This is a genomic window from Serratia sp. (in: enterobacteria) (assembly GCF_052400455.1).
Classification (GTDB): Bacteria; Pseudomonadota; Gammaproteobacteria; order Enterobacterales; family Enterobacteriaceae; genus Serratia; species Serratia ureilytica.
Map to the genome: position 1 here is coordinate 2,350,699 of NZ_CP185812.1, position 15,171 is coordinate 2,365,869.

The window sequence follows — 15,171 nt, forward strand, 5'->3', positions numbered from 1 at the left end:
TCACAGGCGCGCCGCTTCCGGCAGGCGCTTCAGGTAATGCACCACCAGCAGCGCCAGCAACAGCATCAGGCTGATGAACGCCGCCACGCCATTCCAGCCGAAACTGTGCCAGAACACGCCGCCGAGGGTCCCGGCCACGCTCGAGCCGACGTAATAACAGAACAGATACAGCGACGACGCCTGGCCTTTGGCGCGGCGCGCACGGCGGCCGATCCAGCTGCTGGCCACCGAGTGGGCGGCGAAGAAACCGGCGGTGAACAGCATCATGCCGATAAAGATCGCCGGCACCTGCGGCAACGCGGTAATCAGAATCCCGATCAGCATAATCACGATCGACGCCAGCAGCACCGGGCCGCGCCCGAAGCGCGAGGTGAGCGCGCCGGCCTTGGGCGAGCTGTAGGAACCGGTGAGGTAGACCACCGACAGCAGGCCGACGATCGCCTGGCTCAGGTGATAAGGATCCGCCAGCAGGCGATAACCGATGTAGTTGAACAGGGTGACGAAGCTGCCCATCAGCAGAAAGCCTTCCGCGAACAGCAGCGGCAGCCCCTTATCGTGCCAATGCAGTTTGAAGTTGATCAGCAGGGTGCGCGGGCGCAGTGAGCTGGCGCGAAAATGCCGCGAAGCGGGCAGGATGCGCCAGAACATGAAGGCGGCGGCGAGGGCGAACAGACCGATGACCCCGAGCGAGACGCGCCAGGAGAAGAAGTCGGTCAACACCCCGGTCACCAGGCGGCCGCTCATGCCGCCGATCGAATTGCCGCTGATGTACAACCCCATCGAGAAGGCGACGAAGCTGGGATGGATCTCTTCGCTGAGATAGGTCATGCCGACCGCCGCCACGCCGCTCAGCGACAGGCCGATCAGCGCGCGCATCAGCAAAATGCCGTGCCAGCTGGTCATAAAGGCGCAAATCAGCGTGCAGACTGCCGCCAGCAACAGCGCCACCACCATCACCGACTTGCGGCCGATGGCGTCGGACAGCGGCCCGGTGAACATCAGGCCGATCGCCAGCAGGCCGGTAGAGACCGAGAGCGACAGGCTGCTTTCGGCCGGCGAGACGCCGAAATCTTGCGACAGTACCGGCAGGATCGGCTGCACGCAGTAAAGCAACGCGAAGGTCGCCAGCCCGGCGGAAAACAGCGCCAGCGTTACGCGCATAAACTGCGGCGTGCCGCGTTCGATATAGGGGAGTTTGTTGTTGAGGGTGGAGCGTTTTACTTTTGGCGCAGCGGCCGCGTCATCGTTGGCGGCCAGCGTCGACGGCATCACGGCCGCAGAACGCACAGGGGTTGTCACAGCGTTTCCTTACCGAACTTCGGGGAGATAAACAGACACTTTGCAGATAACAAAATGATAGGGAGCGGCGATTTTTTTGTCTAATATATTAATAATTACAATTAAGACTTTTTAAATATGAATATCGAGTTAAGACACCTGCGTTACTTTATCGCCGTGGCGGAGGAGCTGCATTTTGGCCGCGCCGCGGAGCGGCTGCGTATCTCCCAGCCGCCGCTCAGCCAGCAAATCCAGGCGCTGGAGGATATGGTCGGCGCACGGCTGTTGGCGCGCAACAACCGCAACGTCAGCTTGACGCAGGCCGGGGAGATGTTCCTCAAAGAAGCCTATCAGGTGCTCGATCAGGTCGGCCGCGCGGCGGAAAAGGCGGCGCGCCTGGATCGCGGCGAACTGGGGGAAATGACCATCGGCTTTACCTCTTCCGCACCGTTTATCGGCGTGGTGGCGCGCAGCCTGCGCGCTTTCCGTCAGCATTCTCCGCAGGTGCATATCAAGATGCGCGAAATCAACACCAAACAGCAGATCGAACCGCTGCTGAACGGTGAGCTGGATCTGGGGGTGATGCGCAACACGCGGCTGCCGGAAGCGCTGCACTATCAGCTGCTGCTGCGCGAACCGCTGCTGGCGGTGGTGCCGGAGGGGCATCCGCTGGCGGAAACGCCCGGCGGCGCGCTGCGTTTTCAACACCTGGCGCAGGAGCCGTTCGTGTTCTTCTCGCGCGAAGTGGGCACGGCGCTGTATGACGAAATTCTGCTGCTGCTCGGCAAGGCCGGCATTACCCCGTATATCACTCAGGAAGTGGGGGAAGCGATGACCATCATCGGTTTGGTCTCCGCCGGATTGGGGGTTTCGATTCTGCCGGCATCTTTCGCCCGGGTGCGGGTGGACGGCGTGCGTTATTTGCCGCTGGCGGAGCCGGACGCCACGACCGAAGTGTGGCTGGTGCATCACCGCCGACGGCCGCTGACCGCCGCGGCACAGGCGCTGATGGTGTTGATGCTGAAATGACGTTGAGATTGGGCAAATAAAAATCAATTCGCGCTGAAATTGCGAGGAATTTGTGCAGCAAATCACATAACGAATCAAATAGTTGACGCTGTATGACAAAAGCCCCACCATAACCCCTAGTCTTTATTTAGAAGCGCGAAAAATAGTAGGAGCCGGTTTGTGATTGCGGTTGGGCAGCCTGGGCATATTGATCAAATCAAACAGACCAATGCGGGGGCGGTTTATCGGCTAATCGATCAACTGGGCCCGATTTCGCGCATCGAACTGTCAAAACGCGCACAGCTGGCGCCCGCCAGCATCACCAAGATCGTGCGCGAACTGCTGGAAGCCCATCTGGTCAAGGAAACCGAGTACCAGGAAATCGGCAGCCGGGGCCGCCCGGCGGTGGGGCTGGTGCTGGACACCGAGGCCTGGCACTACCTGTCCGCCCGCATCAGCCGCGGCAGCATCACGCTGGCGCTGCGCGATCTGAGCAGCAAACTGGTGGTGGAAGAGCTGCTGCCGCTGGCGGCCGAAGATCCCGAACCGCTGCTGAAACGCATCCTGACCGAAGTCGATCAATTCTTTATTCGCCATCAAAGCAAGCTGGAACGGTTGACGGCGATCGCCATTACGCTGCCGGGTATTATCGACGTGCAGTCCGGCGTGGTGCACCGCATGCCGTTTTACGACGTGCTGGAGATGCCGCTCGGCCCGGCGCTGGAAACCCGGACCGGTCTGCCCGTCTATTTGCAACACGACATCAGCGCCTGGACCATGGCCGAGGCGTTGTACGGCGCCTCGCGCGGCAGCCAGAACGTGATTCAGGTGGTGATCGACCACAACGTCGGCGCCGGCGTGATCACCGGCGGCCACGTGCTGCATGCCGGCAGCCACAGCGTGGTGGAGATCGGCCACACCCAGGTCGATCCTTACGGCAAACGCTGCTACTGCGGCAACCACGGCTGCCTCGAGACCGTGGCCAGCATCGAGAACATGCTGGAGATCGCCCAGCAGCGGCTGAGCGGCTCAATGAGCTCCAGCCTGCACGGCGCGCCGCTGACCGTTGAATCGCTGTGCGACGCCGCGCTGGCGGGCGATCAACTGGCGCGGGACATCATCCTCGGCGTCGGCCACAGCGTGGGGCGCATTCTGGCTATCATGGTCAACCTGTTCAATCCGGAGAAGATCCTGGTGGGTTCGCCGCTCAACCGCGCGGCGGAGATCCTGCACCCGGCCATCGCCTCCTGCATTCGCCAGCAGGCGCTGCCGGCCTACAGCGAGCAGGTCAAGGTTGAATCCACGCAGTTCTTCAATCAGGGCACCATGCCCGGCGCGGCGCTGGTGAAAGAGGCGCTGTATAACGGTTCATTGCTGGTGCAGCTGCTGCAAGGCTAACATCAGAACTTCTTATTAATCCCGCAAAAGATTGAGCTACCTCAAGCCCCTACGTGACGGCATCCCCTAGAATTTTTCCGCAAGACTTCTTCGCCGCCGGTGCGGCGATACATTGTTAACGGGGCATTCTGGGGCATTTTATTCATGTTGAAGCGTTTATTTGTGACAGGCACGGATACCGACGTCGGTAAAACCGTGGTTTCCCGCGGGTTGATGCAGGCGCTGGCCGCCGATGGCCGCTCGGTCGCGGGCTACAAGCCGATCGCCGCGCGCTGCCAGGAAACCAGCGAGGGCATCCGCAATAAAGACGCTTTGGTGTTGCAGGCATCTTCCACCTTGCCGCTGTGCTATGAGGAGATCAATCCCATCACCTGTCTGGATGAGGTGTTTCATGCGCATACCACCGAGGACATCAACTACGGCCTGATGAGCAGCGGCCTGCGCGATCTGTCCGCCAAAGCCGATACGGTGGTGGTGGAGGGCAGCGGCGGCTGGCGCGTGCTGATGAACGATCTGCGGCCGTACGCCGAATGGGTGGTGCAGGAGCAGCTGCCGGTGGTGTTGGTGGTGGGCATCAAGCTGGGCTGCGTCAGCCACGCGCTGCTGACCGCGCAGTCGATCATCAACGACGGCCTGCCGCTGTTAGGCTGGGTGGCCAACCGCATCAATCCGGGGTTGGCGCACTATGCCGAAACCATCACGGCGCTGCAGCAGCGCATTTCCGCGCCGCTGCTGGGTGAAATTCCGTATCTGCCGCGCGCGGAGCAGCGCGAACTGGCGCACTACCTCGATATTTCCACGTTGCTGTAGCCCATTCAGGCGCAGAACGTCGCCAACAACCGGGCGGCGATCAGCAGGCCCAGCCCATACACCGTGTGGGTGAGCAGGCTGAGGAGCCGCGCTCTGCGCGGATTGGCGGTTTTCGCCGCCGCCACGCCAAAGCCCAGCGCGGGCTGCATCACCAGAAACGGCGCCGCCAGGCTCAACCAGCCGCTCAACAGCGCGATGCGCGGTTCCGGCGCCGCATACCACCCAATGCCCGCCAAACCGAGCGGGATAAAGGCGAACGCCAAGCCGATGGCGTAGTGCAGTATCCAGCCGATTTTTCTCTCACCCTGGCGCGGCGGCGCCGTGACGATGGTGGCGTGAAACCAGCGGCCGTCGAACATGCCGAGAAACCAGCGGCCCACCAGCGCGTAATCGAGGGAAGGGATGCCGAAGCGCCGCTTCAACAGCAACGCCCACAAATCCATGCAGAGGGTGGCGCCGGCGCCGGTTAACAGAATGCGTAATAACAAATCGGGGGTCATAGGGGTGTCCTTGGCTCAGTGACGTGATAAGGTGCGCACAGTGTGCAACTTAAAGTCGGCTTCAAGTCAATGGCGAAAGAGCTGGATATCGGCGCGGTGGCGCGCCTGAGCGGAGTCGCGCCTTCTGCGCTGCGGCATTACGAGAAAAAGGGGCTGATCGCGTCGATAGGCCGCCACGGTTTGCGCCGTCAATACGCCGCCGGAGTGCTCGATCAACTGCGGTTGATCGCCCTCGCGCGCCTGGCCGGTTTTACGTTGGATGAGATGAGCGCCTTGTTTGACGAACGGGGCAAAATCGCGCTCGATCGCGTGTTGCTGGCGGCGCGGGCGGATGAGTTGGATCGCCATATCCAGCGCCTGATGCAGGTGCGCGACGGGCTGCGGCACATGGTCGATTGCCCTGAACCCGAGCACCTGCAGTGCCCGCAGTTCAGGAAAATATTGCAGCAGGGTGAGTTCTAAACCTCGCGTTTGGGCAGCGGCGCCGTGTGGTACACCGAGATCGGCCGCAGGCCGCGCGACACGGTGGTGGCGATCACGCAGGCGAGCAGAATGCCGGGCAGCAGCGCGTATTCGCCGGTCATTTCAAATACCATCAGCGCCGCCATGATCGGCGCATGGGTGGTGGCGGCCAGCAGGGTAGCCATGCCGGTCAGCGCCAGCAGCAGCGGCACCGCCGCATCCATGCCCGGCCACAGGCCAAACAGCTGGCCGATCATCGAACCGAGCGCGGCGCCGACGAACAGCGTCGGGGTGAAGACCCCGCCGGGCGCGCCCGACCCGCTGCTGGCGAGGATCGCCAACAGCTTGCATACCAGGATCGCCCCCAGCAGCAACACCCCCGGCGGCGCGATCAGCAGCGCCTGCACCACGCTGTAGCCATTGCCCCACACCTGCGGGAACAGCAGCGAAAGCAGCCCGACGATCAGGCCGCCCAACGCCAGCTGCAACGGCGGCTTCAGGCGCAGCGATCGGCAGGCGCGGCCGCTGGCGGTCATCAACCACAAAAACAGCGGCCCGCCGGCGCCGGCCACCACGCCGACCAGTGCCATCAGCAGGTATTGCGTCGGCAAGGGGGCGGCGAGCGGCGTCACCAGGTAGAGCGGCGCCTGGCCGCCGTTGAGCAGGTTGGTCATCAGCAGGGCGCTCACTGCGGCGATCACCACCGGGCCGAGCGAGGCCAGCATCAGGGTGCCGAACAGGATCTCGGCGATAAACAGGCTGCCCGCCAACGGCGCATGGTAGGCGCTGGCCATCCCGGCGGCGGCGGCGCAGGCCACCCACAGTTTCCATTCTTTCTCGTGCGTAAAACGCTGGGCGAAGAGCGATCCCACCAGCGCCGCCAGCAGGATCATCGCGCCTTCACGGCCGATGGCGCTGCCGCTCGACACCACCAGCAGCGACGCCAGACACTTCACCAGGCTGGCGCCGGTATCCAGCTTGCCGTTGCCGGTCTCAATCGCTTCCATATAGTCGGTGGGCGCCGCCGGGCGCTGGTGGCGGTAGCGCTGGTGAATGTACAGCAGCAGGCCCGCCGCCAGACCGCCCAGCGCGGGCGTCAGCGCGCGTCGCCAGCCGGGCAGCGCGGCGGCGGCGGCCACCAGGCTGCCGTCGGCATTGCCGAGCAGCAGCCACTCGAGGCCAATCATCGAACGGTGAAACAGCCACACCGCCAGGGCGGCGGCGACGCCGATAAACACGGCGATAAACAGGCTGCGCAGCAGGGCGCGATAGTGGTGCAGGTGGACCAATCTTTTCATGCGTGGGCGGCGTCGTGAGAAAAATCAAAGGGTCATCAGCGCATTGTGCTTGGCGCTCCGGCCGATGACCAGTGAATCTTTAGCAAACTGCGGCATGGGCGGGGCGGCGAGCGCCCCGGCGTGGGTTATTGCGGCGTCAACACCCGGCGCGTGCGGCCGGAACTGAGGTAGTCGGCGATATAATCCTGCGAGATTTCGCCGCTGTAGCGGCCGTCTTCATCGACGATCGGCATCCAGGAAGTGTTGTGTTCGTACAGCTTCGACAGCACCACGCGCAGGTTCTCTTCCGCGCGGGCGGTGACGCGGAAACGGTGCAGGCTGTCGGCGCACACCCCCGGCGCGCCGCGCGCCTCACGGCGTTTGACGTAGCCCAGCGGCTTGCCGTCGGCGTCCACTACCGTCACTGAACGGGCGTCGATATCGTCCATCAGCCCGAACGCCTCCACCAGCGGCGTTTCCCGGCGCACCGTCACCGTCTCTTGTTGGCCTGCCACGTCGCCGGCCTGCACCAGCAGCAGGCGCTTCAGCGTGCGATCCTGGCCGACAAAGGAGGCGACGAACTCGTTCGCCGGCCGTGCCAGCAGCTCATCGGCACTGGCGTTCTGCACGATTTTGCCCTGGCGGAACACCGCGATGCGATCGCCGAGCTTCAGCGCTTCGTCGATGTCGTGGCTGACCAGCATCACGGTCTTTTTCAGCTGGCGCTGCATGTCGAGAAACTCGTTCTGGATGGTTTCGCGGTTGATCGGATCCACCGCGCCGAAGGGTTCATCCATCAGCAGCACCGGCGGATCGGCCGCCAGCGCGCGGATCACGCCGATGCGCTGTTGCTGCCCGCCCGACATCTCTTTCGGGTAGCGGTGCAAAAAGCGTTTGGGATCCAGCGCCACCATGCTCATCAGCTCCTCGGCGCGGGCGTGGCAGCGTTTTTTGTCCCAGCCCAGCATGCGCGGCACCACGGTGATGTTCTCCTCGATGGTCATGTTGGGGAACAGACCAATCTGTTGGATGACGTAGCCGATTTTACGGCGCAGGCTGACGGTATCCAGCGCGCTGGTGTCTTCGCCGTTGATCAGAATGGTGCCGCCGGTGGGTTCGATCAGGCGGTTGATCATCTTCAGCGTGGTGGTTTTGCCGCAGCCGGAAGGGCCGAGCAGCACGCAGATTTCACCTTCCGGCACGTCCAGATTGATGTTGTCGACGGCGTTGAACGGCGTGCCGTTCTTTTGCATGAACTGTTTGGTCAGATTTTCCAGTTTAATCATGAGCGGATCCCCTTGGGCGTTAGCGCAATTTGCAAGCGGTGCAATAACCAATCGAGGACGATCGCCAGCAGGCTGATCATCACGGCGCCGGTAATCAACTGGCGAATGTCACTGCTGCTGATGCCGTTGAGCAGCAGCAGGCCGAGGCCGCCGGCGCCGATCACCGCGGCGATCGCCATCACGCCGATATTCATCACCACGGCGGTGCGGATGCCGCCGAAAATCACCGGCAGCGCCACCGGGATCTCCACCCAGCGCAGCCGTTGCCAGAAGGTCATGCCGATGCCGCGGCCGGCTTCGCGCAGCCCGCCGGGCAGGTTGTCGAGCGCGGTGTGGGTATTGCGCACGATCGGCAGCAGCGAGTAGAGGAACACCGCGGTGATCGCCGGCACGTAGCCGATGCCGTGGCCAATCAATGAAAACAGCGGGATCATCAGCCCGAACAGGGCGATGGAGGGCACGGTCAGCACCAGCGTGGCCAGGCTCAGCACCGGCGTCGCCAGCCATTTGTGGCGGACGATCAGCACGCCAAGCGGCACGCCGATCAGGATCGCCAGACCCACGGCGACGCCGACCAGCAGCAGGTGTTCCAGCGTCAACCCGGCGATATAGGCCCAGTTTTGCCAGGCGTAGAGTAAGGTATTCATCATGCCTCCTTAAATCAGGCCGCGCTGCTTGAGAAACGCGTCGGCGACCTGTTGCGGCGTCTGGTAGTCGATATCCACCCTGGCGTTAAGCTCGGTGATCACCTGATTGTTGAACTGTTTCGACAGCGTGTTCAGCGCCGCTTCCAGCCCCGGCGTGTTTTGCAATACGTCGGCGCGCACTACCGGCGTGACCGCGTAGCTCGGGAAATAGCCCTTGTCGTCTTCCAGCACCTGCAGATCGAACCCTTTTACCCGGCCGTCGGTGGTGTACACCAGCCCGGCGTCGACGAAGCCGTCGCGGATGGCGTTGTAGACCAGGCCGGGATCCATCTGGCGAATTTGCGGGCGATCGAGCGGCATGTCGTACAGCGCCTGCATCGGTTTCAGGCCGTCCGAGCGGCCGGCAAACTCCAGATCCAACCCCAGCAGCCAGTTGTGTTTCGGGTCGGTTTTACGCACCTGTTCCACTTTGGCCACCAACTGCGACATCGTGCGAATCTGCTCTTTTTCCGCGCGCCGGCGCTGCATGGCGAAGGCGTAGGTGTTGTTCATATCCGCCGGCTGCAGCCACACCAGGCCGAGTTTGGCGTCGAGCTTTTTCACCGTGTCGTAGGTTTCCTGCGGCGTCATGCGCTTATTGATGTGGTTAAAGATGATCAGCGAGGTGCCGGTGTATTCCCAGGTCATGTCGATCTGCTTGTTGATCATGGCGTTGCGGGTGATCACCGTGGCCAGGTTGGTCTTGGGTTCGACCTGAAAACCTTTGGCCCGCAGGTATTGCACGGTGATCGCCGACAGAATGCGCTGTTCGGTAAAGTTCTTGCTCGCCAGCGTCAGCGGGGCGGCCCAGGCGGCCGCGCCGGTCATCAGCAAGGAGAACAGCAGCGCGTGGCGGAGGCGTTGTAACCATCGAGTCATCGCGTTTCTCCCATCAGGATGCGGTGTGCGGGCTGAGCCGGCGGCCGAGACCGGCCAGCGCCAGATCGAGCAGCAGGGCGATCAGCGCGGTGGCGGCGGCGCCGAGGATCAGCGTCGGGAAGTCGTTCAGGTAGATGCCGGGGAAAATCAGCTCGCCGTAGCTGCTGGCGCCAATCAAAAACGCCAGCGGCGCGGTGCCGACGTTAATCGCCATCGCGATGCGTATCCCGGCAAAGATCACCGGCAGCGCGTTAGGGAGTTCGACCTGGCGCAGCCGCTGCCCGGCGGTCATGCCAATACCGTTGGCGGCCTCGACCAGCGCCGGCGGCACCGAACGCAGGCCGGCATAGGTATTGCGCACGATGGGCAGCAGCGAGGCGAGGAACAGCGCCACCACCGCCGGCCGATCGCCGATGCCGATGATCACCATCGCCAGCGCCAGCACCGCCAGCGGCGGCAGGGTGTTGCCGACGTTGAAGATTTGCATCACGTGTTCCGCCCAGCGGCGGGCGAAAGGGCGGCTCAGCAAGATACCGCTGGGAATGCCGACCAGCAGCGACAGCAGCATGGAGCAGGCCACCAGGAACATGTGTTGCTGGCCGAGGTAGATCAAATCTTCCCGGCGCGACTTGAGGGTGTCCCAACCGATGCCGTAAACCAGCAGTGCGATGACGGCGATAAACAACAGGCTCCCGAGGAGCAGGCGCCGGTATGGCGCTGACTTGTGCATGATGTTGCGTCCTCCGTTGCGCGGAGCGGCCGACGAGACGGCGCATTCCGCTCTGATTGTTACCCACGGCCCGGCGGGCGTGGCGGTACAAAACGGGCGTTTCGCATGAGGTTAGCGACATTGAGCGAAGGGTGCGTTCGGCACAGCGTGCTGAACGTAGGCTCAATACGTGAGTTAATCAGCATAAGATACTGATATTTAAACCCGAGAAAGCACGAAGCCCAACGACCCCGGCTAGGGAAGGTATAGCACTCTGTCGTTGGCCGTGCCAAGTTTTATGAACAAAATCAGGTGATTGAGTTTGCGCCAATCGGCGTCTCAGCCCGCGTCAGCGCTGGGATGGGGGGAAAGTGAAAAAAATCCGCCGCATAACGTTACGCCGTAACAACAAGTCCAAATGGTGCGATCCGCCGTCGGCGAAGACGGGATGTGAGGGCGGATAGACTCGGCGCAGGCGCTTGCTGATATACTCAGGGAAAACAAAAACGCCAGGAAACCTGCATAACGCCATGACAAATAACGTTTCACCCGCACCCATCGCTCACCGCCCGCTGATTTTGATCGCCTGCATGCTGGCGATGTTCATGTCGGCGATCGAAGCCACCATCGTCGCCACCGCCATGCCGACCATCATCGGCGATCTCGGCGGTTTCTCGCTGCTGGGCTGGGTGTTCGCGGTCTATTTGCTGTCGCAGGCGATCACCATTCCCATCTACGGGCGGCTGGCGGATCTCTACGGCCGCAAACGGGTGTTCTTCTTCGGCGCCACGCTGTTCCTGTTGGGATCGGTACTGTGCGGTTTCGCCCCCGACATGTATTGGCTGATCGCCTTTCGTCTGCTGCAGGGGCTGGGCGCCGGCGCCATCATGCCGATCGCCTCCACCATCATCGGCGATATCTACAGCGCCACCGAACGGCCGAAGGTGATGGGATACCTGTCGAGCGTGTGGGGCGTGTCGGCGATCATCGGCCCGCTGTTGGGGGCGTTTATCGTGCAGCATTTGCCGTGGGCGTTGGTGTTCTGGGTCAACCTGCCGATCGGCCTGTTGGCGATGTTCTTCCTCTGGCGCTATCTGCCGGCGCATCAGCCATTGCGCCAGCACGCGCTGGATCTGGCCGGCACCGCCTGGCTGACGCTGTTCGTTTCGGCGCTGCTGCTGGCGCTGTTGCAGATGGAAAGCCTGGGCTGGTGGGTGGTGCCGCTGTTTGCGCTGGCGGCAGCGGCGCTGGCGCTGCTTGTCCGCCAGGAGCGGCGCGCGGTCGAACCGCTGTTCCCGTTGGCGCTGTGGCAAAGCCGGGTGATCGTCGCCGGTAACATCGGCGGGCTGGTGATCGGCGCGGCGATGATGGGCATCAGCGCCTTTCTGCCGACCTTCATTCAGGGCGTGATGGGGGGCTCGCCGCTGGAGGCGGGCACCACGCTGGCGCTGATGTCGATCGGGTGGCCGCTGGCCAGCACGCTGAGCGGCCGCTTGATGCTGATGACCTCGTACCGCGCCACGGCGCTGCTGGGCGCGCTGTTGTTGGTGGCGGGCGGCCTGATCTTGCTGCTGCTGCAGCCGGAGGGCGGCTTGCTGTGGGGCCGGGTGGCGGCGTTTATGGTCGGCGCCGGCATGGGGCTGTGCAACACCACGTTTTTAGTGTCGGTGCAGAACGCGGCGCATTACAGCATTCGCGGCATCGCCACCGCCTGTACGGTATTTACCCGCATGGTGGGGTCGGCCATCGGCACCGCCATTCTGGGCGCCACGCTGAACCTCAACCTGCAGTGGCGTTTGCCGGAAATCGACGATCCGGTGCAACGGCTGATGGAGCCGGCGGTGCGGCAGAGCATGGGGAGCGAAGCGCTGGCGCAGCTGATCCAGCAGGTGGCGGCTTCGTTGCATTGGGTGTTCCTGGTGTCGGCGTTGGTGTCGTTGCTGGCGCTGGCGGCGGCGATGCTGATCCCGGCGCGTTGTCGACCGCAGGGCGAAGAGGAAGAGGCGGAGCAGGCTTAAGGGAAAAGGAAAGGGCGCGGCTGTTGCGCGCCCTGGGTAGCCGAAGCGGCTTACTGTGTGTTGGAGGTGTCCTGGCTGGTGCCGGTCTGCGCCGCGTCACCGCGATCGTCGCCGTTGTTCAGGCGGGTATAGACGATCTTCTGGGTGTCGTTTTCGCAGTGGCCGACCACCTGGCCGCCCGCTTGATCGGCCTGATCGTTGGGCACGATCTCCAGTTTGAAGCCGGACTCCGGCACGCCGTTATTGACGATTTTTTGCGAAATGTCCGCTTTCACGCTTTCGCAGGAGGCCAGGGCCGCTATCGGCGCGCCGGCCAGCAACACAGCGGTTAATATCAGCGTTTTTTTCATCACGTCATCCTTTTAGACAATGGACTTCCTGTAACAGGATAGCAGCAACGGCGGCCGGGTTTCACGCTTGCCCGCCCGCCGCAGGCGGATTAAGGATTAATCCGACGCCCGGTCTGGCGATCCAGACATTTACGGGTGTCCGGCTCCCAGTAGGCGTTGACGTTGTTGCTGTCGTTGCAGCGATCTTCGTCATCCGCCGCGCGATCGATCTTGTCGAATTCTTTCTCGACGCGGGTGTTAACCTTGTGGCGCAGGGATTTGGTATCATTCCACTGCTCTTTGCTCTGGCGCGCTTCTTCGGTGCTCATCGCGCCGCTGCCTTTGCCATCGACGGTGACGCAGGTACTGCCCTGAGTGCAGGTGGCAGCCAGCGCCGGCGCCTGCCAGGCGCCCATTACGGCCAGCATGGCGACCGGCAGCATCCCGCGCAGCAGTCGTTGGGTCGAAAATGTTTTCATCGTTTCATCCTTATGAGTGAGTGCGCCTGATGAAGGCGGCACTGGCGTTACCTCGCCCGCAGGCGTGGTGACAAATATACCACTGCGCTCCTGGAATTCACCAGCCAAGCGCCGATTCGTTTACTTTATCGAGAGAAAACTGCGACCGATGTTAAAAACTACGCTGTTGTTTTTCGCCACTGCGCTCGCTGAAATTATCGGCTGTTTCCTGCCTTACCTGTGGCTCAAGAAGCAGGGCAGCGCCTGGCTGCTGCTGCCGGCGGCCTTGAGCCTGATGCTGTTCGTCTGGCTGTTGACGCTGCATCCTGCGGCCAGCGGGCGGGTCTACGCGGCCTATGGCGGCGTGTATGTGGCGACGGCGCTGCTGTGGCTGCGAGTGGTGGACGGCGTGAAGCTGTCTACGCTGGATTGGGTCGGCGCCGGGGTGGCGCTGGCGGGCATGCTGATTATTGTTTCCGGCTGGCGCGCGGCCTGAGGAAACACGGCGGGAGTCGCCTCCCGCCGACAGGGCTCAGGCGCCGCGGTGGATGTTCAGCCCGGCGAAGGACTGGCTGACCGGCATCATTTCCAGCGTGTTGATGTTGACGCGCGCCGGCAACGTGGCGACCCAGAATACCGACTCGGCGATGTCTTCCGGCGTCAGCGCATCGGCGCCTTCGTAGGTTTTATTGACCTTGCCGTCATCGCCCTTGAAGCGCACGTTGGAGAATTCGGTGCCGCCCACCAGGCCCGGCTCGATATCGGTCACGCGGATGCGCGTGCCGTGCAGATCGGCGCGCAGGCCCAGACTGAACTGCTTGACGAACGCCTTGGTGGCGCCGTACACGTTGCCGCCGGCATAGGGCCAGTTGGCGGCAGTGGAACCGATGTTGATCACGTGGCCGACGTTGCGCTCGACCATGGCGGGCAGCAGCGCGCGGGTCATGTTCACCAGCCCTTTGGCGTTGGTGTCGATCATGGTTTCCCAGTCATCGGCGTTGGCCTTGTGCGCCGGCTCCAGCCCCAGCGCCAGCCCGGCGTTGTTCACCAGCACGTCGATCTGGCGCAGCTCGGCCGGCAGCGCTTCTATCACCTGCTGAATGGCGGCGCGGTTGCGCACGTCGAGCCGCACGATGTGCAGCGCTTCCCCCAATTCTTCCTGCAGCGCTTCGAGACGCTCAAGGCGGCGCCCGGCGGCGATCACCTGGTGGCCTTCACGGATAAAACGGCGCGCAATGGCCTCGCCGAAACCGGAGGTGGCGCCGGTAACAAAAATAATCATGTTGCTGTTCCTCAACTGTTTTTACCCTACATGCCTCTATCATTAGCACAAACCCGCAGGCAGTGGCAGCGGTTATCACGGCGGAAAGGAAAAAAGGTCACACCGGGCCAGCGGCCCGATGCTGATTAGCGCTGAGGCGGCAGGTGGTAGACCACGGCGTCATACTTGATGCGTTCGCAACGGCCTGCCAGCACGCCGCCCAGCGACTCGACGAGACGGCGGCTGGCGGTATTCTGCTCGGCCACCGGGTAGAGAAAGTGCGGCGGCTGAAAGCGCTCGCTGGCCCAGCGCGCGATGCCCTGCACGATTTCGCGGCCGTAGCCCTGGCTATGCAGGCTCTCTTTCACCCAGATGCCCAGCTCCGGGGTGGGACTGCGCAGGTTGTGCGCGCCGCCGACGCCGACGAACTGCCGGTCTTCGCGCCGGCGGGCGACGAAGATCACTTCTTCGCCTTCGCGCATCAGCGGCAGCCAGCTTTGCCAAACGTTGGCGAAATCTTCCGGCGACGCCTCCGGCTCAAAGGTCATAAAGCGCGTCAGCGTGGGGGTGATCGCCTGGTAAACATCGTCGGCGTCTGCTGCGGTAAAGGGGGCAATCAACAAACGGTCGGTGTCAACGCGGCACTGAGAAAGGTCATTGTGATTCATTTTATTTCCTCGCTTTTCAGGCCATAACGGCAAAAAATCCGCGCACATAAATCGGGGCGGATCGTCGATATTACGCGTATTGGCGTCAGAAGCGACTTATTTTTCGCCGCTGCGGCGACGCGGAGGAACGGTTTTATGTGACGT

At 62.8% G+C, this 15,171-nt stretch carries 17 protein-coding genes; 6 read left to right on the forward strand and 11 right to left on the reverse strand.

What is annotated here, in order from left to right:
• A complete protein-coding gene (locus ACORQT_RS11475) occupies window positions 1-1,269 on the reverse strand; it encodes an MFS transporter (RefSeq protein ID WP_169539675.1) in 1,269 nt (422 codons plus the stop codon).
• A gap of 147 nt (window positions 1,270-1,416) precedes the next feature.
• Between ACORQT_RS11475 and ACORQT_RS11480 the strand changes: the two genes are divergently transcribed.
• The 3 genes from ACORQT_RS11480 (at window position 1,417) to bioD (ending at window position 4,494) form a co-directional block, all read left to right on the forward strand.
• Window positions 1,417-2,307, forward strand: a complete 891-nt coding sequence (locus tag ACORQT_RS11480; RefSeq protein ID WP_444859407.1) for a LysR substrate-binding domain-containing protein — start codon at window positions 1,417-1,419, stop codon at window positions 2,305-2,307.
• A gap of 159 nt (window positions 2,308-2,466) precedes the next feature.
• Window positions 2,467-3,684: a sugar metabolism global transcriptional regulator Mlc gene (mlc, locus tag ACORQT_RS11485; protein ID WP_033642978.1), complete on the forward strand. Its 1,218-nt coding sequence runs from the start codon at window positions 2,467-2,469 to the stop codon at window positions 3,682-3,684.
• A 144-nt stretch (window positions 3,685-3,828) separates the two neighbouring features.
• The gene (bioD, locus tag ACORQT_RS11490; protein ID WP_444859408.1) at window positions 3,829-4,494 is read left to right on the forward strand and encodes a dethiobiotin synthase; all 666 of its coding nucleotides are present in this window, start codon (window positions 3,829-3,831) and stop codon (window positions 4,492-4,494) included.
• A gap of 5 nt (window positions 4,495-4,499) precedes the next feature.
• Here bioD and ACORQT_RS11495 read toward each other — a convergent pair whose 3' ends face one another.
• A complete protein-coding gene (locus ACORQT_RS11495; RefSeq protein WP_164058048.1) occupies window positions 4,500-4,994 on the reverse strand; it encodes a DUF2938 family protein in 495 nt (164 codons plus the stop codon).
• Between the two features lie 69 nt (window positions 4,995-5,063).
• On the opposite strand from ACORQT_RS11495, the gene ACORQT_RS11500 reads away from it, so the two are divergent.
• Window positions 5,064-5,456, forward strand: a complete 393-nt coding sequence (locus ACORQT_RS11500; RefSeq protein WP_072627190.1) for a helix-turn-helix domain-containing protein — start codon at window positions 5,064-5,066, stop codon at window positions 5,454-5,456.
• Here the strand turns inward: ACORQT_RS11500 and clcB are convergent.
• The 5 genes from clcB to ACORQT_RS11525 all read right to left on the reverse strand — a co-directional run bounded on the left by clcB (window position 5,453) and on the right by ACORQT_RS11525 (window position 10,314).
• The gene (gene clcB, locus ACORQT_RS11505) at window positions 5,453-6,754 is read right to left on the reverse strand and encodes a voltage-gated ClC-type chloride channel ClcB (RefSeq protein ID WP_164058049.1); all 1,302 of its coding nucleotides are present in this window, start codon (window positions 6,752-6,754) and stop codon (window positions 5,453-5,455) included. The genes ACORQT_RS11500 and clcB overlap by 4 nt on opposite strands.
• A gap of 125 nt (window positions 6,755-6,879) precedes the next feature.
• Window positions 6,880-8,019, reverse strand: coding sequence for an osmoprotectant ABC transporter ATP-binding protein OsmV (osmV, locus tag ACORQT_RS11510; RefSeq protein WP_033642984.1), 1,140 nt, complete (start codon window positions 8,017-8,019; stop codon window positions 6,880-6,882).
• The gene (gene osmW, locus ACORQT_RS11515; protein WP_015377782.1) at window positions 8,016-8,666 is read right to left on the reverse strand and encodes an osmoprotectant ABC transporter permease OsmW; all 651 of its coding nucleotides are present in this window, start codon (window positions 8,664-8,666) and stop codon (window positions 8,016-8,018) included. The genes osmV and osmW overlap by 4 nt, the downstream gene beginning before the upstream one ends.
• A 9-nt stretch (window positions 8,667-8,675) precedes the next feature.
• Complete coding sequence (locus tag ACORQT_RS11520; protein ID WP_232091410.1) at window positions 8,676-9,533, reverse strand: glycine betaine ABC transporter substrate-binding protein; 858 nt, start codon at window positions 9,531-9,533, stop codon at window positions 8,676-8,678.
• Between the two features lie 64 nt (window positions 9,534-9,597).
• Window positions 9,598-10,314, reverse strand: a complete 717-nt coding sequence (locus tag ACORQT_RS11525; protein WP_033642986.1) for an ABC transporter permease — start codon at window positions 10,312-10,314, stop codon at window positions 9,598-9,600.
• A 509-nt stretch (window positions 10,315-10,823) separates the two neighbouring features.
• Here ACORQT_RS11525 and ACORQT_RS11530 point away from each other — a divergent pair.
• Window positions 10,824-12,311 carry an MDR family MFS transporter gene (locus ACORQT_RS11530; protein WP_164058051.1) on the forward strand — a complete coding sequence of 496 codons (1,488 nt, stop codon included), beginning with the start codon at window positions 10,824-10,826 and terminating at the stop codon, window positions 12,309-12,311.
• A gap of 50 nt (window positions 12,312-12,361) precedes the next feature.
• Here the strand turns inward: ACORQT_RS11530 and ACORQT_RS11535 are convergent, their stop codons facing one another.
• Window positions 12,362-12,661, reverse strand: a complete 300-nt coding sequence (locus ACORQT_RS11535; RefSeq protein WP_033642988.1) for a DUF1161 domain-containing protein — start codon at window positions 12,659-12,661, stop codon at window positions 12,362-12,364.
• Window positions 12,662-12,750: 89 nt separating this feature from the next.
• Complete coding sequence (locus ACORQT_RS11540) at window positions 12,751-13,119, reverse strand: DUF1283 family protein (protein ID WP_033633135.1); 369 nt, start codon at window positions 13,117-13,119, stop codon at window positions 12,751-12,753.
• A gap of 148 nt (window positions 13,120-13,267) precedes the next feature.
• Here ACORQT_RS11540 and ACORQT_RS11545 point away from each other — a divergent pair, with 148 nt between their 5' ends.
• Window positions 13,268-13,594, forward strand: coding sequence for a YnfA family protein (locus ACORQT_RS11545; protein WP_033650474.1), 327 nt, complete (start codon window positions 13,268-13,270; stop codon window positions 13,592-13,594).
• Between the two features lie 36 nt (window positions 13,595-13,630).
• On the opposite strand, the gene ydfG is transcribed toward ACORQT_RS11545, so the two are convergent.
• On the reverse strand, window positions 13,631-14,380 hold the full coding sequence (gene ydfG / locus ACORQT_RS11550; RefSeq protein ID WP_033642989.1) for a bifunctional NADP-dependent 3-hydroxy acid dehydrogenase/3-hydroxypropionate dehydrogenase YdfG: 750 nt from the start codon (window positions 14,378-14,380) through the stop codon (window positions 13,631-13,633).
• 125 nt (window positions 14,381-14,505) lie between these two features.
• Window positions 14,506-15,027, reverse strand: a complete 522-nt coding sequence (locus ACORQT_RS11555; protein WP_047575916.1) for a GNAT family N-acetyltransferase — start codon at window positions 15,025-15,027, stop codon at window positions 14,506-14,508.
• Window positions 15,028-15,171: the final 144 nt, after the last annotated feature.